14 protein-coding genes and 1 pseudogene are annotated in these 23705 nt (G+C 64.8%); 11 read left to right on the forward strand and 4 right to left on the reverse strand.

Features of this window, described 5'->3' with window-relative positions; translation table 11 throughout:
- Window positions 1-25: 25 nt before the first annotated feature.
- Window positions 26-2470: a DEAD/DEAH box helicase family protein gene (locus ACWGLC_RS12725; RefSeq protein WP_452100224.1), complete on the forward strand. Its 2445-nt coding sequence runs from the start codon at window positions 26-28 to the stop codon at window positions 2468-2470.
- A gap of 371 nt (window positions 2471-2841) precedes the next feature.
- Window positions 2842-3303, forward strand: a complete 462-nt coding sequence (locus ACWGLC_RS12730) for a hypothetical protein (protein WP_452100225.1) — start codon at window positions 2842-2844, stop codon at window positions 3301-3303.
- A gap of 1162 nt (window positions 3304-4465) precedes the next feature.
- Here ACWGLC_RS12730 and ACWGLC_RS12735 read toward each other — a convergent pair.
- Window positions 4466-4708, reverse strand: a complete 243-nt coding sequence (locus ACWGLC_RS12735) for a hypothetical protein (protein ID WP_452100226.1) — start codon at window positions 4706-4708, stop codon at window positions 4466-4468.
- 405 nt (window positions 4709-5113) lie between these two features.
- Here ACWGLC_RS12735 and ACWGLC_RS12740 point away from each other — a divergent pair, with 405 nt between their 5' ends.
- A complete protein-coding gene (locus ACWGLC_RS12740; protein WP_452100227.1) occupies window positions 5114-5992 on the forward strand; it encodes a glycoside hydrolase family 19 protein in 879 nt (292 codons plus the stop codon).
- Window positions 5992-6417, forward strand: coding sequence for a hypothetical protein (locus ACWGLC_RS12745; protein WP_452100228.1), 426 nt, complete (start codon window positions 5992-5994; stop codon window positions 6415-6417). The genes ACWGLC_RS12740 and ACWGLC_RS12745 overlap by 1 nt, the downstream gene beginning before the upstream one ends.
- Before the next feature lie 358 nt (window positions 6418-6775).
- Here ACWGLC_RS12745 and ACWGLC_RS12750 read toward each other — a convergent pair whose 3' ends face one another.
- From ACWGLC_RS12750 to istA, 3 genes and pseudogenes are all read right to left on the reverse strand, one after another.
- On the reverse strand, window positions 6776-7618 hold the full coding sequence (locus ACWGLC_RS12750) for a winged helix-turn-helix domain-containing protein (RefSeq protein WP_452100229.1): 843 nt from the start codon (window positions 7616-7618) through the stop codon (window positions 6776-6778).
- Window positions 7619-7910: 292 nt separating this feature from the next.
- Window positions 7911-8696, reverse strand: coding sequence for an IS21-like element helper ATPase IstB (gene istB, locus ACWGLC_RS12755; protein WP_452100230.1), 786 nt, complete (start codon window positions 8694-8696; stop codon window positions 7911-7913).
- Window positions 8696-9918, reverse strand: a pseudogene (gene istA, locus ACWGLC_RS12760) (IS21 family transposase). Before istA ends, istB begins: the two are co-directional and overlap by 1 nt.
- A gap of 420 nt (window positions 9919-10338) precedes the next feature.
- Between istA and ACWGLC_RS12765 the strand changes: the two are divergent.
- The 7 genes from ACWGLC_RS12765 to ACWGLC_RS12795 all read left to right on the forward strand — a co-directional run bounded on the left by ACWGLC_RS12765 (window position 10339) and on the right by ACWGLC_RS12795 (window position 23637).
- The gene (locus ACWGLC_RS12765) at window positions 10339-11553 is read left to right on the forward strand and encodes a DUF6361 family protein (RefSeq protein WP_452100231.1); all 1215 of its coding nucleotides are present in this window, start codon (window positions 10339-10341) and stop codon (window positions 11551-11553) included.
- A 75-nt stretch (window positions 11554-11628) separates the two neighbouring features.
- On the forward strand, window positions 11629-13338 hold the full coding sequence (locus ACWGLC_RS12770; RefSeq protein ID WP_452100232.1) for a phospholipase D family protein: 1710 nt from the start codon (window positions 11629-11631) through the stop codon (window positions 13336-13338).
- Window positions 13339-13505: 167 nt separating this feature from the next.
- Window positions 13506-16457 (forward strand): helicase-related protein, encoded by a 2952-nt coding sequence (locus ACWGLC_RS12775; protein WP_452100233.1) that lies wholly within the window; start codon window positions 13506-13508, stop codon window positions 16455-16457.
- A gap of 536 nt (window positions 16458-16993) precedes the next feature.
- Window positions 16994-18430, forward strand: a complete 1437-nt coding sequence (locus ACWGLC_RS12780) for a DUF3375 domain-containing protein (RefSeq protein WP_452100234.1) — start codon at window positions 16994-16996, stop codon at window positions 18428-18430.
- Window positions 18427-19038: a DUF4194 domain-containing protein gene (locus ACWGLC_RS12785; protein WP_452100235.1), complete on the forward strand. Its 612-nt coding sequence runs from the start codon at window positions 18427-18429 to the stop codon at window positions 19036-19038. Before ACWGLC_RS12780 ends, ACWGLC_RS12785 begins: the two co-directional genes overlap by 4 nt.
- Window positions 19031-22480, forward strand: a complete 3450-nt coding sequence (locus ACWGLC_RS12790) for an ATP-binding protein (protein WP_452100236.1) — start codon at window positions 19031-19033, stop codon at window positions 22478-22480. The genes ACWGLC_RS12785 and ACWGLC_RS12790 overlap by 8 nt, the downstream gene beginning before the upstream one ends.
- Window positions 22480-23637: a Wadjet anti-phage system protein JetD domain-containing protein gene (locus ACWGLC_RS12795; RefSeq protein ID WP_452100237.1), complete on the forward strand. Its 1158-nt coding sequence runs from the start codon at window positions 22480-22482 to the stop codon at window positions 23635-23637. The genes ACWGLC_RS12790 and ACWGLC_RS12795 overlap by 1 nt, the downstream gene beginning before the upstream one ends.
- The last annotated feature ends 68 nt before the right edge of the window (window positions 23638-23705 follow it).

Raw genomic sequence — 23705 nt, forward strand, 5'->3', positions numbered from 1 at the left:
CAAAATTGGTCAGACGACGCGCAGTGTGAAGCAGCGCATCGCGGAGCAGACTAAGACTGCAGGAATTCACGTCACCGTTGAAGTGGATGAGGCCGCCGAGCGTCACGATGGGACGTTCTTCACCGACGGTCAACTACGCGCCCACCTTAGGGGGAAGGGTTTCCCTGCGGTGGAGCTTTTTCCGGGCGCGGGCAGAGAATGGGTTCGTTGCACTGTCATCGATGTGAAGACAGCGATAACTGAATTACGCACCGGTGTCAAGCTCACTGGTACGCACCACGAGACCTTTGCCATGCGTGAGGAGCAGCAGGCCGCGGTTGACCGGACTAAGTCATATTATGAGTCCGTTTGGGATCAGGATTCCGACGTCGTTCCTCGGTATCTCTGGAACGCCAAGATGCGGTTCGGTAAGACGTTCGCCAGTTACCAACTGGCCAAGGCGATAGACGCCAAACGTGTGCTCGTCGTGACTTTTAAGCCCGCCGTTGAGGACGCCTGGCAGACCGACCTACAAACACATGCCGACTTCGATGGCTGGCAGTATTTGAGTAAGAACTCCGGCGCTGATCCCACGGACATCGACTCAGAGAAGCCCGTCGTTTACTTCGGTTCCTTCCAAGACCTCCTGGGCCGGGACAGAGCGTCCGGTGCGATCAAGGCTAAGAACGAGTGGCTCCACGCCATTAACTGGGACCTGGTGGTCTTTGATGAGTACCACTTCGGTGCATGGCGCGACACCGCGAAGGAGCTATTCGAGGGCGAGTCGGACAAAGATCAGAAGAAGGCCCTCACGGAGGAGTATGGCAAGGGTCTGGATGACATCAACACTGATTTGGATGAAGCGGATGCGGAGTTTCTGCCAATCACCACGAAGGCCTATCTGTACCTCTCGGGGACACCATTCAAGGCGTTGGCGTCAGGGGAATTCATCGAAGAGCAGATATTCAACTGGACGTACACGGACGAGCAGCGCGCTAAAGAGACCTTCGCAGGCGCGCACCCTGATGAGCTAAACCCATATGCCGCACTGCCGCAGATGCGTCTGCTGACCTACCAGATGCCAGAGGAACTTCTAGCTATCGCAAGTATGGGCGAGTTCGATGAGTTTGACCTGAACGAGTTCTTTGCCGCGACCGGGGTTGGCAAGGCGGCCGAGTTTAAACACAAGGACGAAGTCCAAAAGTGGTTGGATATCATCCGTGGGCAGTACTCGGCACAGATTCCCTCCGCGCTCAAGACAGGCGTCAAGCCGCCCTTTCCGTACGCAGACGTGCGCTTGCTGCCTTACTTGCAGCACTCGCTCTGGTCGCTGCCGCGGGTTTCTTCCTGCGACGCGATGTCCAACCTCTTGGAGGAAAAACACAACGTTTTCTGGCGCGCCTATACAGTCGTTAATCTGGCTGACGCCGGGATCGGCGTCGGGCTCGCCGCGCTGCCGCCCGTCAAGAGTGCCATTGATAACGGGTTCGACACGAAGACTATTACCCTGACCGTGGGCAAATTGACCACGGGTGTGACGATCCCTCAATGGTCGAGCATCTTGATGCTGCGCAACCTCAAGAGCCCTGAGACATATTTCCAAGCCGCCTTCAGGGTACAGTCGCCGTGGTCAGTGCGTAACCCCGACGGTGACAATCCGAACAAGCAGGAGATCTTCAAACCCGTCTGTTTCGTTTTCGACTTCGCGCCGACGCGCGCTCTCCGGCAACTTAGCGAATACGGAATCGGCTTGTCACCAAACGAACCAAACCCCGAGGCGGCGGTAGCGGATTTGGTCTCCTTCTTGCCAGTCCTCGCCTACGACGGCGCGAACATGACGCAAGTCGACGCTGGCGCCATACTTGACATCGCTATGGCAGGCACGAGCGCTACTTTGCTCGCCCGTAAGTGGGAGAGCGCAATGCTCGTCAACGTTGACAACGATACCCTTAAGAGAGTCTTGGCCAGCGCAGAAGCGATGGATGCCGTAAGTCGCATCGAGGGCTTCCGGGCGCTCGGCGACAACGTCATCGAGACCATCATCAACAAAGCCGACAATGTCAAAGACCTCAAGAGCAAAGCAAAGGAAGAAGGGCTCTCCGCCAAGGAAAAGAAGGAGCTAACTGCAGAGGAAAGAGAGTACAAATCCAAGCGAAAACTCGTGCAGGAAAAGCTTATTAAGTTCGCTACGCGTATCCCTGCATTCATGTACCTGACCGATTTTCGTGAGAACACCCTTCAGGACGTGATCACCAAACTTGAGCCCGACCTGTTTCGCACGGTAACGGGGCTGTCAGTCGCTGATTTTCACCTCCTTGTAAAGCTGAAGGTCTTTAACACCGAGCAGATGAACCAGGCTGTTTTCGCGTTCCGGCGCTATGAGGACGCCTCTCTTTCCTACACGGGCATCGACAGCCACGAGGGTTTGAGGCACTTCGGGCTCTACGACACAGTTGTGGCCCGCGATGAAGTCGGGAGCGTCGCCGAGTAGGGGACTATTCAACAAGACTGCGAGTTCGTACGCATCGCCCACGCTGCCTATCGATGGCACGATCCCCTCAATGGTGGGGCGCTCGGTCCTGAGTTCCACAAGTTTTAAAGAGCGACCCCGCGGGTGACTTCACGTTCAAGTCAATCGTCGAAGAGCGTACGTTCCGGTTTGTCGTTTGAAATTAACGTCTCTCTCTCTGAAGTGCTGCCGAGACCACACGGCCTCGCCTGATCCTGAATATTCATCTCAATGGGGTCCACCGTTATTGCCTTTCGGGGCGGTCGACAGCTCGCTGATAAAGCTTTTGGGGGCCAGTAGCGCCCGCGGGGACCACCGGTCTCTGTGCTCATTCCGCCGCGTATATGCGACATGTGGCGGAAGGGGCAATCCGTGTTGGTACGGAAAATCAGGGCGAACTGGTGTTGCAGCTTCGCGCCGAAGGCCTGGCAGGCGGGGCGATTGCCGCCTCGCGGGGAATGTCCCGCAAGAGCGTCGCGGCGGTTCTGGAGGCCGCCAATGAGACTGAGGCGAGTTGGGACGACGTCGCCAAACTGGCCGATGAGCAGTTGTGTGCCCGGCTGTTTCCGGGTCGTGGGGAGCGCGGGAGCGTGTTCGCTCAGCCGGATTGGGAGCAGGTGCACCGCGAGATGGCCCGGGCTGGGGTGACGCTCAAGCTGCTACACAGCGAGTACACCGACCGCTGCGCCGCTTCGCCAGCGGCGATGAAGATCTCTGGGAACGGTAGGCCTTCGAGGACTGTGTCTAGAAAGGCGTTACCAGGCGACGCTGAAATGCCGGATTTGGGATCAGTGCACCGGTTCGTAGGCCGGTGAGCATTGGCCCTACTCTGCGATTGGTGCCAGCGGTCTTCATAGTTCTTCTTCCTCGCATTTCCGAACTGCCTGTTTTTGGTAGATCTCTAGGAATTGCACATCATAGTAAATCCCCGCGTTCACTTTGTACGGTCCGCAATTGCCCGCCTCGGTGAGCTGGCGGAAAAACTTGAACGAGTCCGATGCAATCGACAAAGCGGACGATGTTGGTAGCGCGTCGTGTCGCAGCCACTCCTGTAGGTGCTTCTTTGACAGAAGTGATCTTCTCTCCCAGGCGAAATGCGGATTGAGCGCTAGGAGTTCATTTACCTGTCGTCGTATTGAAAGGTAGAGCTCTGGCGAAACAGTCACGACGTCGATATCCTCTCGTCGTTGTAGGCTTGTCACCGCTTCTTAGGTGCGATCGAGAATCCGAGCTTCGCTGATCCACTACGAGAACGTTTGTCGGATGCAAGCCAAAATTCTTCGAGGCTCGCTCACGCAACTCGGTATAGTCGTTTTCATCCAGGTGTCTGCAACGGTCTGAAGTGATGTATCTTCGGACGGTTTGATGCGGACCGTGCAGTGCGAGGCGCTCGCGAAAAATCACGATATCTCTAGTCGGCACCCGTGTTCTCTCGTGTTAGGAACCTCGATTCCATTGAGCCTAGCTGTTCAGCGGATTGTTGCGACGTGTCGCGAGCCCGCAGAACCCCGGGACGCTATGCGGCGATCAACTCGGTGACAACGGGGCGGTACTTATAATCGCAACTTGATCCCCTGCCGGCATGATCGCGAGGGGTGCGTATTAAGTGCTTGCGAGGTAGCTGGCCGCGGCTGAGTGTGGCTTCCTGCGCCGCTTCTACGCGATGGGTTCCGACTAGATCCACTACGACGCCACGCCGGCGCTGGAGATGGCCTACGCGCGGGGTTTAGAGCCTACGGACCTGCGAGCTCGCGGACAAAGTAAGCGATCGACCTGCTGCGACAGATTGGTCAGGGCGCCGAGTCGGACCCGAAGCGGCGCAAGCACGAGATCTAGCCGACCCTCCGCGATCTGGAGTCGGCCTACTCGACCGGACGGCGGTGCGCGACCGCTATCAGCAGTTCGCCGCCGCCGTCGCTGCTGACGGAGACAGTGATTCTGCCCGAGGTCCGATTCACCCCGGCACTGCCGGAGCGCTCAAAGGTCGGAACGGCGCCGGAGCCGACGAGCATGCCGTGGAGCCGCATCGGCCCCGTCAGGGGCGCCGAGTCGATAGTCAGGGTACCCGCGTGGATGGTGGCGCCTCTCCGGCAGGACGGCTGAGATGGTGACCTTGTCCGGGAACGGCACGTTGATGTTGCTCATCTGCGTGCAGGCGTAGTTCATGGTCACGTCATACATGGTGACGATCGCGACCGCGCGGTCCGAGGCGCTCGACATGCCGTGCCAGGGAAGGCCCCTACGCCGACGGGCTGATTGGCTACACGGCCTGCCCCGGGGCAACGCATGGAGGCCAGCGCCAGTGCACGAAAACGGTGCGGGCAGGGGGCGGGGGCGTCGTCGTCAAAAATCTTGTCCCCGACTCCACCGCTTCAGCACTCGGACCAGCGGTAACGAAACGATCCCGATAAGAGGCCTTTCCTCAATCTGTTGAGGTCGGCTAACAAAAGGAGCAGACTCAAGGCCCCACAGCGGCGCTGTGCGAAGTCGGCCCGGAGGCCCGCACGCGGGAGGTTCGGATGGACGCGCACGCTCTCTCAGAGGCGATGGGCTGCAGCATGGCCCGAGCCGAGCAGATGCTGCCCGGCTACGTCGGGGCGATGCTCGCCGCCCAGACAAACCAGCGTGTACAGCGCCGCCATGTTCGCCGCGCAGATCGGACACGAATCCGTCGGCCTGCAGTACATGGAGGAGATCGCCTCCGGGCAGCCCTACGAAGGCCGCAGCGACCTGGGCAACGTCCACGCCGGCGACGGCGTCCGCTACAAGGGCAGCGGACCGATCCGACTCACCTGGCGCAACAACTTTGCTCTGTCCAGCCAGTGGGCCAACGCCAGCGGCCACATCTCGCTCGATTTTGAAGCCCAACCACACCTCGTCCGCGACGATCCGCGGTGGGGATTCCTCGCCGCGTCCTGGTACTGGACCGTCGCGCGCCCCCACATCAACGCCCTCGCCGACCTTCAGGATCTCGACGGCGTGACCCGCGCCATCAACGGCGGCCTCAACGGACTCGCCGACCGGCGCCGCCGCTACGACACCGCCCTGCGGCTCGGCGCCCGCCTGCTGCCTGCGGCAGGAGACACCGTGGAGAAACGCCTCGACTATCCCCGCGACCAGGTCCGGCAGGACACGATCTACAACTGCGGGCCCGCGTCTACCCAGACCATCATTCGCGCCGCCACCGGACAGCTCATCGGCGAGGAGCAACTCGCGCTCGAGATGCGCACCACCACCAGCGGCACCGACTGGATAGGACAGTTCCCTGCGGTCCCGGACAAGCACCTGCCCGGCAGCAGGTACCAGGTGGAGGAGCTGCGTGACGATCCGCCCACCGCAGCGCAACGCGACACAGTGTGGGCCCACGTCACGGGCTCGATCGATGCCGGCTGCGAGATGGTGGCCAACATCGTCGCCCCGCCCGGCAACTATCCGCGCGGCTCGAACACCTCGACCATCAGCCCGCCTACACCGGCGGGACCGTCTACCACTACGTCGCGGTGATGGGCTACGCCGTGGACGCCGCGGGAGGCCGCCACGTCTGGATAGCCGACTCCGGTTTCTCGCCCTACGGCTACTGGTGCAGCCACGACCAGCTCGCCACCCTTGTACCGCCCAAGGGGTACGCCTACCCGGCCGGCGCCATTGCAGTCAATGTCACGGAAGGACTGTTCATGTCACTACCCCGGGAGCGCCAGGAAGACCTGGCCAGAAAGGTCGACGAGATCCACTTCGAACTGACCCACCGCTTCGAGTCCCGGTTCCAGGGGCCGACCACTGAAGGGAGGCCCTCCCACACCGAGACACTCGTCGGGTACATCCTCGAAGTGGACAAGAAGATCGAGGAGATGAACTCCCTGCGGCTGCCCGCGCTCCAGAAGGCGCTGGATGCAGCGGCCGGGCTGTTCGGAATGCGGAGGAGGTCGTAGCGGGGTGGGGAATAGCTCCGCGGCGTTTGGCAAGTGGATCCGGTAGCGATCAATCACCGGGGCAGAAAGTCATGTTCGACGACCGCAACCAAGGTGCGGGTCTCCACCTGGAGCCAAGCTGTAGTGCATCCCGCGATCGGGCAGGTACTGGGGGTTCAGTGTTGGGGAGATTGCCGTCAAGGGCCGTTGGCGTCTCCCCGCTCGCGGACAGCTGATCTCCCTGTGCGCGGAAGCGCGGACATCATGTCCGCGCGATTTCGCGGGAGAATACGCCGACGATGCGGTCAACTCCGCCCTGCCGGTGATCTTTGGGCGCGTCAGGCGCGCCATCCCACTCCTCGCCACCTCATCAAGGGCGCTAATCTGAATCAATGACCTTCTTGGCTAAACCGAGTTCATATGCACGCTTTGAACCAGTCCACGAAATGCCATCCCACCAAACCGAATGAATATTCAGAGAAGTTAGAAAGTTGACGTACGCCCTTCCGACGTCTTCGCTGAACAGCGCCAGCAATTCACATTTCTCATTGGGGTAAAGAAAGTGGCGATACATTAGTAGCTGGGCCGACGCTTCTCGCACTGCGTTCGTTGCGTTGCCCTTGTAGAGAATCTTCGCTTCCCCCAATGCCGGTTGGGCCCCGCCCTTCACCATGAAGTCGATCGGATGGCAGTTGGTGACCGGCCTGAATTGGCCGGTCACCAGCCAGGCTCCATAGTCCGAGATCAACTTCTCGTGATGCCGACTTTTGACCTGTTCCGTCGCTTTGACTGCCACGCGGTATTCGCCAGAGTTCTTTGGTTTGAACTCGTTAATCGACTGACCGGCCTGTGGTCGGTCGGTCGCTTCGGCGGGCGGCGCAGTCTCTGGCTCAGGCAGGGCAACGGTGTTAGCCTTGCGGCCTCGCGTTTGAAGCGAGCGTTCTGCCGCAACGACACCGGCACCAGTGAGGCTCCACCAGTTCTTCGGAGAGTCTGGGGCAAGTAGTCTTTCGTCAACCAGTTTGCTGCGCTCCCAAGCCACGCTGTTTTCCCACTTTATTTCATTCCGACTGGTCAACATTTGGCGGTCCCCGTCGGTAACAAGGTGACCGTACTGTCGTTCGATCTCGTCTAGCACTTCGCGCTTCGTGCCTGAACCACCGAGTTCAAGCAAAGCATCAAGTAGCCAAAGTCGAAGGGTCTGGGCTGAGGTGCGGGGCATCGCTCTCCATTCAATGGGACTCGACAGTGCGAGAGTGTCCGTGCACGAGCGGAAGTCGGCTGGTTACGGACGATGACGGTTGCAGTCTACGTATTCGGGGACTATTGCAATGGTGCAAACCGGCCTGAACTACCGAACTGATATTCGCGAAGAGTGATCCGTCACGGCTCGGTCCGTTGCTACATTGCCAGGTTCGACCGCAATCGAGGAAGTTGGGGCACTCACCGATGTTGGCGCCGGTTGAATTGGTTGCCGTTCGCGACGGTCGAAAAGGGAACCACGTCGGTTGGTTCTAGTGTGCCTTGTGCTCCGCGGTAGCGGAGGGCAGTGTGTCGATGTCGTTGTGGCGAAGTCGGTAGCTCGATCCGGTGAGCGTGATGACGTCGGCGTGGTGAGCCATGCGGTCGATCATGGCGGCGGCTACGACCTGGTCGTCGAATCCTTCGCCCCACCGGGAGAAGGCCAGGTTCGAGGTCAGGATGATCGAAGCTGTTTCGTATCGGCGGGCGACGAGTTGGAAGAAAAGGTGGGCGGCGTCCCCACTGAAGGGCAGGTAGCCGACCTCGTCGATGACGATGAGCCCGTACCGGTCGATCTTGCGCAGTTCGGCGTCCAGTCGGCCTACCCCGTGAGCCGACTGCAGCCGGCTGACCCAGCCAGCGGCGGTGTCGAACGCGACGCGGGTGCCGGCGGTGGCGGCTGAGATGCCCAATGCGATCGCCAGGTGGGTCTTCCCGGTTCCGGGCGGGCCCAGCAGGATGATGTTGCGGTGTTCTGCCAGGTAGCCGCCGGCGGCGAGTCGGTGTATCTGGCCGGGGTCGGCGTCGGGCTGGTGGTCGAAGTTGAAATCGGTCACCGTCTTGATCGCGGGAAAGCCCGCGCCTTTGATCCGGATCCGGGCGCCGGAGGCTTCTCTTGCTGCGACTTCAGCGGAGAGAACGGCTTCCAGATATTGCGGCCCGGCCCAGGCTTCTTTGAGTGCCCGCGGGGCGAGTGCTCGAGCATTTTCTCGGATGCGGGGCGCCTTGAGCGCCCGGGCCAGGTAGTCGATCCGGCTGAGAGTCTTATCCTGGTCCATCACGCGACCTGCCCTTCGATAGCGGCGGGATCGATGCCGCAGGCTTGGTCGTAGTAGGACAGGTCGCGGTCCCAGTTCTGGTCCGGCGGAGCAGACCGGCCGGACTTAAAGGCCTTGCGCAAACTGGCGGCGATCTCGACGTGTGCCGGATCGGTGACGACCAGGCCGTGGGCCCACTGCCGTCGATGGGCGCCGACCAGCTGCCCTTGATGGCGGATGTTCACCTGGTTGAGCGTGACCTCGACTTGTACGAGTCGGTCGATCATCGTCGGGTCCACCGAGTAGTCGCAGCTGGCTGCCCGGATGTAGTACGAGCGGGAGAGTCGGATGGTGAACTGCTGCGCGGTGGCCGGCGGGACCGGAGGAAGCGCCCCCATCGCTGCCCGGTCGTGCTCCAACGCCTCCACCGGGCGGGCTTTGATCGCTCGCACCACTCGGCGATTCGACCGCTTCTCCAGCCACTCCGCGAGCTGGTCGTTGAAGTCCTCCGGACCGGTGAAGGCGCGGCCCGGCAAGAAGGACGTTTCCAAGTAACGGTTCGCTCGCTCGACGATGCCCTTGGTCTCCGGATCGCGTGGCGGCGCCTGGATCAAGCGGGTGGCCAGCACCCCGCAGAACCCGCTCACGCCCTCGGCGAGGCGGCCACCGCGCCCAATTCCGGCTTCGTTGTCCCACAACAGCGACCGCGGGACCGCGCCCAGTTGGCCGGACAGCAACTCCCACATCCCTGCCAGCAGGTCAGGGGTGCGACGTGACGGCAGCATCATCGCGGTGACGAACCGGGAGTGACAGGCCACCATCACCAGCACCGGGAACCTGGCAATGCCGCCGGAGACGGGGATATCGACGGCCGGGAACCACAGATCGCACTGGACCTGTTCCCCGGGTTGTGGAGCAGGTGGTCGACCGGATCTGCCGGTCTGTACTCCGGACGCAGACGGGCCACGTTCTGGCGGAACCAGGTGATCGAACCGGTCCATCCTACGCGTTCTGCCAGCACTGTTGCCGGCATCGACGGATGCGCTCGCAGCAACGCCCGCACCGCCGGCTCTGAGCGTGACCAGGCAGATTCCACCGGCGGGCGCGGCGCATACGACGGAGGTTCCGACGACGCCAACGCCCTGGCCACTGTCTTACGGGCCACGCCCATCTCAGCCGCTATTGCTCGCCTGGACTTTCTCTCGACCTGATGCAGGTACCGGATCCTGGCCCAGTCTTCCACGCTGATCACCCTCACAATCGTGCTCGGGTGGCAACCTTTTCGACCGTCGTTACTGGACTACATTTCGACCGTCGTCAACAACCGAGGCTTGGATGGTTGAGAGAGGAACTGTTCATCGGTTACCGTTCCCGACCGCTTCAAGGAAGAGCTGTGCATCCGCAAGGCGCCAGCCGGTCGGACTTGGCCTTCAGGGCTGTGTCTAACCGCCGTGAGTGCGCGTACTCGCGGGCGCTTCGACATCTGGCAGCCGGGGCAGGGGACTACCTCGCCGACTGGGCCGCGCCCGAGTACGGCTACCTGCGCCGGCCCCACCGTTAGCGAGCCGGCCCCCGGGTCTGCAATCACTGCGAATTACAGATGTCCTCACGGAAACCACGGGCTGGTGATGCCGCGGGTTCGCTCGTAGTAACAATGGACCCCATGCCGTCACAGATCGCGTGGCTCGACGCGTCGAGCGAGGAGCAACGCCGAATGCGCGACATCATCCAGATGTTCACCGACCGAGAAGCGCGCGATGAGCTCGGCATTGGCACAATCCGCGACGCCCTCGGCGACATGCTGTTCCCGGGCTCGTCGACCTTGCACACCCGTGCGCGCTACCTGCTGTTCGTCCCGTGGATCTACACCCAGGCCGCCCACACCCATCATCCCGTAAGGGAAGCCGAACGGCTCGAACGACGGCTGGTTACGGCCTTCGCAGACGCAGAGGACTCAGATGGGCTTCTCGGGTCGAGAGCTGGGGCGGGGCTAAAGACACTGCCCTCACAGATCTATTGGGCTGCCTTGGGGACGTATGGGATCCGGCACGATGCAGGAGCCACGCGAGAGAGCACTTTACTCACCAACGAGACGGAAGTGATGGAGTCGGACGATGCCGTCCGCACTCAGGGCACTTGGCACGGCAGAATCCCGGTTCCTCCCGCAGGGTTCCCCACTGCCGTGCCAAGCGGCTTCACCCTCACTCGCGAGGAGGCTGAGTGGCTCCGAGACCGCATGATCACTGCAGCCCCAGGCACCCTGTTGGAGTACTTCATCCACCATCCGCCCGAAGAGGAGGCAGCCTTCCCGTGGGAGGACGCAGCCGCGCAGGGCGTTACCGGGGCGCTGCGTTCGCAGCTGGGTCACGCCCGGGCGTTCTCAGCAGTGATCCACGGAGCGCAGCTCCTCTACAACCTGATGCTCGCCGAAAGGTACGAGGCCGCGGGCTTCGAAGGGCACGAGGACCTCGTCGAGGAGTATGAATCGCGACTCGCAGGCTGGGCTCACGAACTGCCCAATGAAGTACCGATCGACACGTGGGACGTCCACGAACTGATCACTTTGGCGGACGCTCAGCGCTCGCGTCCTGTTCCCGGACAGACGCAGCGTTTCGTCCACAATTGGACCGGTCTAGTGCGCGAGCACTTCTCGCGGCAGGATCCAGTCTCGTCCCTGACTCGGTCATCGGCAGCATGGGAGCTCATTGCCCGCCGGGAAAAGGAGACGAAACGACAGCACGGCCGCCTTCTCTCGGACAAGCGACTCTCCTCGTGGGGAGGGGCGTCCGGCGCGGCGCGGCTGAACTTCAGGTGGAGCTACGTTCAACGGATCCTCGAGGATCTCCACAACGGACTCAACGAACCCGGGAGCCACTGAGTGCTTGAGCCGCAAACCCGCATGGCGCTCACTGAGCAGTTGGCGCCCCCGCCGGGCTTCGATCTCCTCCACGCGGTGGGGACCACGTTCACACTCGACCTCGAGACCGCGCTGGCGGTGCCGCTGTCATTCGCCTCCCGCCGGATCACCGCGCAGGATGGCGAACTGGGCATCTTCGAGGCTCTGCGCCGAGCCACCGAGAAGGTGGACATCTTCGCGCAGGCCGGTGCCCTCTCCGCAGACACTCAGTCCAAGTTGGTGGCGTTCCTCGAGGCGATGGTCCACCCCGTCACCCACGAGGGTGGGTTGTTTCACCCCAAGGTGTGGTTCCTGGAGTTTGGGAACGACGACGAGCGCATCTATCGCTTTCTGTGCGCCAGTCGCAACCTCACCGCAGATCGCAGTTGGGACGTGATTCTGAGGCTCGATGGTGAAGTCCCGAACGACCAGGACCCCAGCCAGGCGCGAGAGAAGAACGCGCCGCTCGTCGAACTTCTACGAGCGCTACCTGATTTCGCCGTCCATCCGCTCGATGAGGAGCGGCGAGCGCGGATCGATGCGCTTGCCGAGAGATGGTCGGGGATCGTCTGGGAGGACCCGCCAGGGATGGAAGTGCTCAACTTCCACGTGTTCGGGCTTTCGGTGCCCGCTGAGCCGGACCTAGAAGGATCGCAGGTGCTCGTGATCTCGCCGTTCGTGACCGGACAACAGCTCGATGCCATCCGGGGCGAGATCAGCGGTCGGACCGTTCTGCTCTCGCGGGCGGACACGCTCGATCAACTCGAGCCGGCCAGCCTAAAGGGGAAGATCACGACCCTGGTCCTGGAGGAGATGGCAGTTGAGGACGCGGTCCAAGAACAAGGCAGTGAGCGTCTGGTCGGATTGCACGCAAAGGTCGTACTGGTGGACTACAGTCACCGCAGCCGGATGTTCCTAGGCTCGGCCAACGCCACAGTGGCGGGGTGGGGGCAGAACGTCGAGGTGATGGTGGAGCTGGGGGGAAGTCGCAGGAGCGTTGGTTCCGAAGCAGTAGTCAACGCCATGGGCGAGCTGCTTGAGGCCCATCCGACTGAAGGCGGCGAACCTGCTGACCCGAGCGAGGGCGTCCGATGGCTCCTCGAAGAGGAACTCCGGAAGCTCGCTGCACTGCGATTGACCGTCACGGTCACCGGGCCCGGACCGTACGACCTCCGGGTCGCTTCAGCCGAACCGGTGCCTGGCGTCGGAGGGACAAATGACGACGGGGTCACGGTTGGGTGGCGACCGCTGCGGCACCCGGGTGAGTGTGCGTTGTCCGATCTGGACGCAGATGGCGGGGCTGAGATCACGAACGTCGCGCTGGCGGACGTGACCCCCTTCATCGAGTTCATCGCACGCCACGCGGACGGCACCACCCGCCGAACGCTCGCCCTTGCTCGGCTCGAGGGCGACCCGCCCGATCGGGCTCAGGCGATCATTGCCGAGCAACTCACAGACCGCGAGGCGTTTGTTCACCTGCTCAGGCTCATGCTCGAGCTCACACGATCTGGCTCGGAGGGGACTTGGGTCTTCGACCAACGGGGCCAGTTCGCCGGCGGCGGAGTGGATCCCGGCTCCGGCACGGGGTTGTTCGAAGCCCTGCTGCGGGCCGTCGCGGTGGGCCACGAGGGGCTGGACGAGGTCAGCAAGCTCATCGACTTCCTGTCGCGCCACTCCGGGGACGACGGCGTTGTTCCAGAGGGCTTCGAATCGCTGTGGGCAGCGGTGTGGTCCGCGCACGAGCTGGCGGACAGAGGCGATCAATGAGCGAGCTCGATCTCCAGGCGGTTTTAGGAGGGCTCAAACCGTTCCAATTGGCGGCCGTCGAGCACGTCACCGAGCAGTTCTTCGGCCCCGGAGCCGAGGGCCGGTCAGGGCGATTCCTCATCGCGGATGAAACCGGATTGGGCAAATCGATCGTCGCGCGGGGGGTCGTGGCCACCACGATCGACCACCTCCGCGTCACCGCGCCAGGGCCGATCAACATCATCTACGTCTGCAGCAACCAGGATCTGGCAAAGCAGAACCTGCGTCGACTCAACGTGACCGGGGAACAGGAGACCGAGGTCGCCACCCGTCTGTCGATGCTGGTGCAGAACCCCGTCCTGGTCGACCCCGATCGTTCGGTCACAGCGGTGAACCTCCTCTCGCTGACCCCGGGCACGTCCTTCCACAACCGCGGGCATAGGCAGGGAAAAGCCGAGGAGCGAGCAATCATTGCGCACCTGATCGAGAGGTCCGAACGCCTGGATAGTCGTTCTCGGAGAGCGGGACGAGACGTCCTCCAAGGCATGGTTTGGTATCGCGAATCCTTCGATCAGCTCATCGACCAGGTGGAGCAGAAGCCTCTCGACCTCGCGATCGTGGAGCGGTTCGAACAAGACATCAGAGAGTCCGGTGCGCTCGACCGGTTCTGCGAGTTGCGGCGAGAGTATGCCGCCGACCCGCGTGGCAATGACCAGCGGTGGCACCGGGCTCAGGAGAGCATCGCTGAGCTCCGCCGGACTCTGGCCACTGCCGGCGCCTCCATGCTCAGGCCCCACCTGGTGATCCTGGACGAGTTCCAACGCTTCCGGGATCTCCTTGACCCGGACAGCGGTGAGGCGGGAGAGTTGGCCCACGCGCTGTTCCTTCAGAAACAGACCAAAGTGCTGCTGCTGTCCGCGACGCCGTACAAGCCGTTCACCCACGCGGATGAGGACGGGGAGGACCACTACAGCGACTTCATCGCCACGATCCGGTTTCTTTCCGATGGCCACGAGGATGCGGTGGCGGCGGCCCTGGCGCGGTACCGGCGTGAACTCACAGCTGGCGGTGACGCTGCCGCCGCAGCCCGGGATGCTCGCTCGGCGCTGCTGCCTTACATGACCAGGTCAGAACGACCACCGTTGGGCCAGAACGAGGATCTGGTGAAGGTGGTCCCGCTGGGCTCGGCTGATCCGACGCCCGAGGACATCCGGGACTGGGTCGCACTGCACCGCTTCGGGGACACGGTTGACGCCGCGGTCAGCCTCGAGCACTGGAAGTCGATCCCGTATTTCGCGAACTTCATGGACGGCTATCTGCAGGAGGTGCGGATCCGGTCGGCACGGGAACAGCGGGAAGCGGGGGAGGACGCCGACACCGCTGCCACCGAGGTGGCGCTTCGAGCCACACGGTCGCTCGATCCGCACGCGCTCCGCAGATTCGACCCCATTGACCTGGGCCACGGGCATCTTCGTGCACTGGCGGAGCGCACCGTCGGCGCCGGCTGGTGGGCCATGCTCTGGATGCCTCCGTCGATGCCCTACCTGATTCCCGGAGAGATCTACGATCGCCTGGGCTCCGAGGTGACCAAGCACGTCGTGTTCTCCGCATGGTCGGGCGTCCCCAAGTCGCTTGCCGGGCTCCTCAGCTATGAGGCGGACCGCTTGATTGCCGACGACCGGAGTTACTGGAAGGAGAACTCCCAGGAGGGTCGCGAGGCCGTGACCAAGAACCGGCTGCAGTACCGGCTCGTGGACGGCGAGAAGCCGGGCGCGATGTCCACCCTCTCGCTCTTTTGGCCGCATCCGCAGCTGGCGTCGATCGGTGATCCGCTCAGGGCGGCACGTCAGGCAGGACGTCAGATCAGCGCAGACGAGCTGCTGGAGTCCGTCGAGTCGGCACAAGAGACCTCAGGGGAAACCGAGCACGCGTCCGACGCATTCTTCGCATACCCGGGGTCTCTTCCCGACGAGCTGCTCGCGCAGACACCGGATGAAATAGTCGACGAACTTCAACACAGCGACGACGACGGAACCCACCCCGCAATCGGTGCGCGAGGCTTCGCCCTCCACGTGCAGGAAGCGCACGCCACGGCGTCGGAATCTGCGGCGAAGCGCGACGACATCGTCAGCCACCCGGACCTCGCTCGCCTGGCAGCCTTCGCGCCCGGCGTAAGCGCACTTGGTGCGATTCGATCCGTAGCCGGCGAGGGGACGACCGAGGCGGGGCAGTGGCGAGCCGCGTTCGTCGTGGCCGAAGGCTTGCGCGCGCTGTTCAACAGGCCCGGATCAATGGCGCTGCTCGACACGCTCTACCGCACGGGGAAGACTCAGTGGCAGAAGGTGCTGGCCTACTGCGAGGACGGTAACCTTCGCGCGGTGCTCGATGAGTACGTCTTCCAACTTCACAGTGAGCTCGGGGGACGGGAGCTCGACGACGAGTCGCTCCTCTTTCTCGCTGAACAGTTGGCCGGGGCGGTCGGTATTCGGCGCGCAACCTATAGAGCGCACGAGACCACCCTCGACAGGGAACAGATCCAGTTGAGTTCACGGTTCGCCCTGCAGTACGGCGGTGCGAACCAGTCCGATGCAGGACAGGCAATGCGACAGGGCGAAGTTCGCCAAGCTTTCAACAGCCCTTTCGCCCCGTTCGTCCTCGCCTCGACCAGCGTGGGGCAGGAAGGGATCGATTTTCACTGGTGGTGCCACTCGGTCGTGCACTGGAACCTCCCGTCGAACCCGGTCGATTTCGAACAGCGAGAAGGCCGAGTCAATAGGTTTGCCGGTCACGCGGTGCGTAAGAACGTTGCGGAGCGGCATTGGGACGACGTTCTCGCCTCGTCGGGCCGGCGCGCGTGGCGGACGGCGTTCGAGGCCGCGGAGAAAGCTGAAACGGGTCTGGGCGAGTTCTCCCCGTGGTGGGTTTACCCGGGGTCGGCGCGTATCCACCGCGTGATCGCCACCTTCCCGATGAGCCAGGACATCGCCAAGTACAGACGTCTGACCACCGCGCTCACCCTGTACCGCCTCACCTTGGGCCAACCGCGGCAGGAGGATATGGTCGAACTACTCGAGAGGCGCGGGCTCAAGACAGACCGGCTCCCCACCATCGACTTGAGTCCTCCGGCGGGGAAGAGCTGAGTTCGGCAAGCGGCTCGTAGCCGGAACGCGCGTCATCGCCGTCGTCGACCGCGGAGGTACATGGCCCCGATCAACGTGGACACTCTGCTCGACGCGGCCTCGGCTCCCGCAGGCCGCTTCGCGGGCATCCGCCATCGGCTCAGCTCGGAGGTTGGCTGAATCCTGACTGCAAGTCGTGAGCGATGGCGGAGACGTGTGGGTGGGTATCGCTGGCGCGGCTTCTCGGTGACTTGGCGATGCCGGGCAGCCGGAACGTCCGTCATGCGGGCCAGCTCCGGTGAGCGAATTCCTCGTCGTCGTCATCCCCTTACAGCCCCCGAGCCCGCCAGCCCATCCCGAACCGCCTTGGTCAGTTGCATGTACTCGCCCGTGTCGGGATCGCGGGTCCAGGGTACGCGGGCCGGCTGTCGGTAGGCCTCGGGAGACGAATGCTGCGACCGCGCGCGGCGGGGTCGGGCCGGATAGGTGAGGCAGGGCGGCGCTCCTACACTTGTCCGGGTCAGAAGCCGGCCCACCAACGCGGAGGAGACCCCCTAGTGGACTACGCGGCGATCGAGACGCTGCGCGACAAACATCCCGCGTGGCGGTTGTTGCGCGCGGACCAGGCGCCGCTGCTGCTGTCGTTCCTGGGCCGGTTCTTCGTCGACGAGAGCCGTGGTGCGAGCCCGGCGGGGCAGATCATCGACGCGCTGGATGACGAGCTGTACGTCCTCAACTCCGGCTCCCCGGACGCCCCGCCGTATCCGCGTCCGGCGGCCGACTACCTCGCTGACTGGGCGGCGCCCGAGTACGGCTACCTGCGCCGCTTCTACCCGCTGGGCTCGGACGAGATCCACTACGACGCCACGCCGGCGCTGGAGAAGGCGTACGCGTGGGTGCAGAGCCTGCAGTCCCGCGAGTTCGTCGATACCGAATCGCGGCTGCAGACCGCGATCGACCTGCTGCGCCAGATCGACCAGGGCACCGAATCCGACCCGGAACGGCGGCTGCGCGAGTTGGAACGCCGCAAGCAGGAGATCGAGAACGAGATCGAGGCGCTGCGCAACGACCCCGAGTCCGGCCTGCTCGACCGCACCGCGGTCCGCGACCGCTACCAACAGTTCGCCGCCACCGCCCGCGAGCTGCTGTCGGACTTCCGTGAGGTGGAGGAGAACTTCCGCGAGCTCGACCGCTCGGCGCGCGAGAGGATCGCCACCTGGGACGGCAGCAAGGGCGAACTGCTGGGCGAGCTGCTCGGCGGGCGCAGCCGCATCGACTCCTCCGACCAGGGCCGCAGCTTCCAGGCGTTCTACGACCTGCTGCTCTCTAGCTCCAGCCAGGAGGAACTGTCGAACCTGCTGGAGCGGATCGCGGCGATCGAGGAGCTGGGCGTGGACGGCCGGATGCGGCACGTGCACCACAGTTGGGCCGAGGCGGCCGAGCGCACGCAGTCCACGGTCCGGCGGATCTCCGGGCAGCTGCGGCGGTTCACCGACGACAAGATCGTGCTGGAGAACCGGCGCGTGCTGGACCTGGTGCGGGAGATCGAGGCCACCGCGCTGCGCCTGCGCGATGCGGGGGCGCCGCCCGAGGTGGGGCTGGAGTTCGAGGAGACCGGCGTGGAGATCAACCTCGCCACCGAGCGGCCTCTGCACAGCGTCCGCCCCGCCGCGCAGGTCGACAGCCTCCTGCCGCCGGCCGAGGAGGACGACGTGGACACCTCGCTGCTGGCCGAGCAGGTGATCGTCGACCCCGCCCGCCTGGCCGAGCACCTGCGCGCCCTCATCCCCGCACGCGGCACCGCCCTGCTCGAGGACATTGTGGCGATGTATCCCGTCGAGCACGGGGTGGCCGAGCTCATCACCTACCTCGCATTGGACGACGACGACATCGAGGTGATCACCGACCCGAACGAGGAGACGGTGATCGAGTACTACGAATCCGAGCGGCCGATGAGGGCACGGATGCCCCGCGTGGAAGTGAGACGCCGATGACCAGTAACCAACGCGCCATCGCCACCAGTGCGATCCACCTGATGCAGGGGGTCGTCTACCAGGAGTCCGACGACTGGGCCGACCTGCAGCGACACCGCGGAGCGCTCCGCGATCACTTCGCGGTGGTGGGCCTGGACGTGGTGATCAACGAGGACGAGGGCTTTGCCTACCTGCGCACCAAGGACACCCCCGACGGGGAGGATCCGCTGCCGCGCGTCATCCGGCGGCACGCCCTGACCTATGCCGACAGTCTGCTCGCCGTGCTGCTGCGCAAGCGGATGGTCGAGTTCGAGTCCTCCGGCGACCAGGGCAAGCTCGTGCTGTCCACCGAGCAGATCGTGGAGATGCTGGAGCTGTTCCTGTCCCGCAGCACCGACGAGGCCCGTCTGACGCGGCAGGTGGAGGCGTCGATCAACCGCCTGGTCGCGCTGGGCTACCTGCGGCAGTTGAAGGACGAGAAGGGCATGTGGGAGGTCCGGCGGATCCTCAAGGCGTACGTCGACGCGCAGACGTTGGGCGATTTCGCGGGCAAGCTCGCCGAGTACGAGGCCGCCGCTGTTCCGACCACCTCCACCACGGCCCCCGAGGGCGGTGCCGGCGATGAGTGAGGGACTGTTCTCGCCCGTGGAGCTGGGCAACGCCGGCCGGCCCGGGTTCCGGCTGGCGCGGCTCGAGGTCTACAACTGGGGCACCTTCGACCACCAGGTGTGGCGACTCGAGGCCGGCGGCGAAACGATGCTGGTCACCGGCGACATCGGCAGTGGCAAGTCCACGCTCGTCGACGCGGTGAGCACCCTGCTGCTGCCGTCGCACCGGATCGACTACAACAAGGCCGCCGGCGCCGGCAAGAAGGAACGCACCCTGCGCTCCTACGTGGAGGGCTACCACAAGACCGAGCGCAACGAGGCCACCGGAACGGTCCGGCCGGTCGCGCTGCGTGACCGGAATTCGTACTCGGTGATCCTCGGGGTGTTCGCTAACGAGGGCTACGACGAGCAGGTGACGCTCGCCCAGGTCTTCCAGCAACAGGACGGCGCCGGCCAGCCGTGGCGGCGCTTCGTCACCGCCGACCGGGCACTGTCGATCGCCGAGGACTTCACCGACTTCGGCTCCGACCTCAACACTCTGCTGGCACGCTTGCGCGAGGGCGGCGCGACGGTGGAAAAGGACTTCCCGTCCTACGGCCGGATCATGCGCCGGGCCCTGGGCATCCGGTCCGAGCAGGCCATGGAGCTGTTCCACCAGACCATCTCCATGAAGTCGGTGGGCGATCTAAACGAGTTCGTCCGAACCCACATGCTGGAGCCGGCCAACGCCAAGGGCCGGATCGACGGGATCATCAGCCACTTCGAGGACCTCACCACCGCCTACGATGCGGTGCAGCGGGCCCGGGAGCAGCTCGAGGTACTGGAGCCGCTGGTCGCCTCGGCGGAGAAGTACGACGTGGCCCTCGAGCGCCGCGACCGGCTGCGTGAGGAACAGGTCGCGCTGCGCCCGTACTTCGCCGAGCTGCGCCTCGATCTGCGGCGCTCCGCGATCGAGCAGACCCGCGCGGAGCTCGAGACGCTCACCGCGCAGTTGAAGCAGACCCGGGAGGAGTCAGGGGCGCTCTCGGCCGAACGCGACCGCCTGCTCACCGCGCGTGCCGAGGCCGGCGGCAACCGCATCGGCGAGCTGGAGCAGGAGGCCGCCCAGGCCCGCGAGGAGGCCGAGGAGCGCCGTGCCCGCAGGTCGAGGTTCGACGCGGCCGTGTCCGACGCCGGGCTGGAGGTGGTGTCCGGCGCCGAGGAGTTCGCGGCGCTGGCCGCCCACGTCGAGCAGCGCCGGACCCGGCTCGAGGCCGACTCCGCGGAGCTGTCCGCCCGGTATCAGGAGTTGGTGCTGGAGCACGGCGAGCAGAAGAAGCAGCTCCGCGAGGTGAGCGAGGAGCTGGACAGCCTCGCGGGCCGGCGCAGCAACCTGCCGGCCGAGCAGTTGGAACTGCGCGGGCGGCTGTGCCGGGAACTCGGGTTCGAGCAGGCGGAGCTGCCGTTTGCCGGCGAACTACTCGACATGCGCGAGGAGCACGCCGAGTGGCGGGGCGCGGCCGAGCGGGTGCTGCGTGGTTTCGCGCTCTCGCTGCTGGTGCCGCAGCAGCACTACGCGGACGTGGCCGAGTGGGTCAACGGTCGCCGGCTGACCGCCCGACGCTCCGACGGCCGCGAGGTCGGCGTGCGACTGGTGTACGAGCGGGTGCCCGACCGGCAGGTCACCCTGCAGCGTCCGCAGGTCGAGGGGCTGCTCCTGGCTGACACCGTCGACATCGCCGACACGCCTCTGCGCGGGTACCTCCACCGTGAGCTGTACGCACGGGCTGACCACCGCTGCGCGGACACGATGGAGGAGTTCCGCGCGGCCGAGCGCGCCGTCACCCGTGAGGGGCAGGTCCGGTCCCGGGACCGGCACGTCAAGGACGACTCCCGGTCCGCCAGTGATCCGCGCGGCTGGGTGCTGGGCTGGCGGAACGAGCAGAAGGTCGCCGCGCTGCAGGAGCGCTGCGACATGCTCATCGCGACGGTCGCCGAGCTCGCCGCCGGCCTGGAGTCAACTGAGAGCGCCCGGAAGGACGCCACCCGCTCGCAGACCGCACTGGCCCGCCTGGCCGACCAGCCCTCGTGGAAGGACCTCGACTGGGAGCAGGCCCGGGATCGGGCCGAGGCTGCCGATGCCGAGCGGCTACGCCTGATCGAGGGCAGCACCGAGCTGGCGGAGATCAACCAGCGGCTTGCCAGCGCGGATGTCCGGACCGCCGAGCTGGCCGAGACCACGAGCGAGCTCGCGGACCAGCTCAGCCGGGGCCGCGGATCCATCGAGCACGAGACCGCGGCGATGTCCCGCGACAAGCGCGTGGTGGAGCAGTTCGACGAGGCCAACCTCGCGGCGGCCCGCGAGGTCTACCCGCGGGTGCGGGAGCGGCACCAGGCCGCCGAATGGGGTGCAGATGGGCCCTCCGGCGCCGCCACTGCCCCCGCTGCCGCCACCGCGGAGACCGCCGCCGACGCCGACGCGACCCACTCGCACGAGCAAGCGCTGTCGGACGAGCTGAGTTCGGCGATCGACAAGACGAACATCGAGTTGGGTGAGCAGAGCTCCAGCATGCAGCGGGCGATGTCGGAGATCCGTCGTCGCTGGCCGGCGGAGACCATGGAGATGGACGTCTCCGTCGCGGCCCGCGCGGAGTACGTGCGCTTCCATGCCCGGGTGGCGAACGACGACCTGCCGCGGTTCGTCGACGAGTTCGAGCACCAGCTGCGCACCAACACGATCCGCGAGCTGGCGGGCTTACACAACTGGCTGCTGCGCAAGGCCGATGAGATCCAGCAGAAGATCGAGAAGATCAACGAGGCGCTCGGGGCGATCGACTTCAACCCGGGCCGCTTCATCCGCTTGGACCGGCAGAACACGGTGAACCAGCATGTGCGGGAGTTCCGCGCCGAGCTGCGGGCCGTCACCGACGATGCCCTGAGCGGCGGGGGAGACCAGTACTCCGAGCAGCGCTACCGCGCGGTGCAGGGCATCCTCGAGCGGCTCCGCGGCCGCGAGGGCTACAGCGACGCCGACCGGAAGTGGCGCGAGCACGTCACCGACGTGCGCAACTGGTACACCTTCTCCGCCTCCGAGCGGGACCGCGAGACGGACGAGGAGTGGGAGCACTACCGCGACTCCGACGGGAAGTCAGGTGGCCAGAAGGAGAAGCTCGCCTACACGATCCTCGCCGCGTCGCTGGCGTATCAGTTCGGCCTGGAGTGGGGCGCCAAGAAGGCGCGTGACTTCCGTTTCGCGGTGATCGACGAGGCCTTCGGCCGCGGCTCTGACATCTCCTCCCGCTACGCGCTGGAGTTGTTCGCCAAGCTGGGCATTCAGCTGCTGATCGTGACGCCCATGCAGAAGGTGCACGTGATCGCGCCGTACGTCCGCTCGATCGGCTACGTGGACAACGTCGAGGGCAAGTACTCACGGCTCGTGGTGCTAGACACCGAGGAGTACCACGAGATGCGCGGTCGCTCCTGATGTCCGCTGCCGCACGCTCCTGGGCCACCCCGGACGCCGTCCGGGAGAAGGTCCGCAGGCGCTGGGCCGACGGCACCCTACTCCGGGCCGTGGCACGCGGTGAGGAGTTCGTCCCCATCGAGGTCCCGCTCACCGGCCCGCGTGCCACCGAGCTCGGTGACCGGCTCGGCGAGGTCCAAGCCTGGATCTCCGCGCTGGAGAAGGGTGCGCGCGGCGGCACGAGCTACGGCCTGCGGCGTAAGACGATCGGCGGCCGGGCGTTCGGAAGGAACGAGGTCCCCTCGCACGCCGTGATCAGCAATTTCGACCAGGCGTGGACCCTGCTGGACGTCCGCGCCCAGGTGCGGGCATTCGAGGGGATGCTGGCGTCGGCTCCCGACGACCGCGTCCGGGACTGGCTCCTCGCCTCACCGGTGACCGCCCTCAAGTATGCGCAGGAGTGGCCCACGCTGGTGGCGGCGTACCGGTGGCTCGACGCCTCGCGCGGTTCGGGCCGCTATCTGCGCCAGATCGACGCACCCGGGGTGGACACCAAGTTCGTCGAGGACCGACGGTCGGTGCTCGCGCGCCTGCTCGGCGTCTCTGGCAAGGCCGGCGCCTTCCACGCTGATCTCGGTCTGCGCACCAAGCCGGAGTACCTACGGATGCGCTGTGCGCCCGGCGTCGCGCCGGTCCCGGTGGGGGAGCTCTCTGTTCGGGTCGACGAGATCGAGGCGCTCGGCGCGACATTCTCCAGGGCAGTCGTGGTGGAAAACGAGATCACCTACCTCACGATCCCGGTCCCCGTCGACGGCGTGGTCATCTGGGGCAGGGGCTTCGACGTCGCGCGACTCGGTAGGTGGCCGATGCTGAAGGACGCCGCGATCGACTACTGGGGCGACCTGGACACCCACGGTTTCGCAATCCTGAACCGGCTGCGGACCCACCTGCCCCGGACGCGGTCGTTCCTCATGGACTCAGTCACCCTGCAGGAGCATCGCGAGCGGTGGGGGAGCGAAGCCACGCCCACGAATGCCGCCCTGTCGGCGCTCACACCGGCGGAGGCAGCGGTTTACGACGACCTCGTCTCCGACCGCTTCGGCGACCGCGTCCGGCTCGAACAGGAGCGGATCAGCTGGGACTGGGTGCTCGATCACCTGCCGTACCGGACGGACTGACGCCGCGTATCCCGGGCACCCCGCGAAGGACGCGGCCGCGCTCGCCGCGACTATGAACTGGAGTTATC

Source organism: Dietzia sp. NPDC055877, from assembly GCF_053615975.1.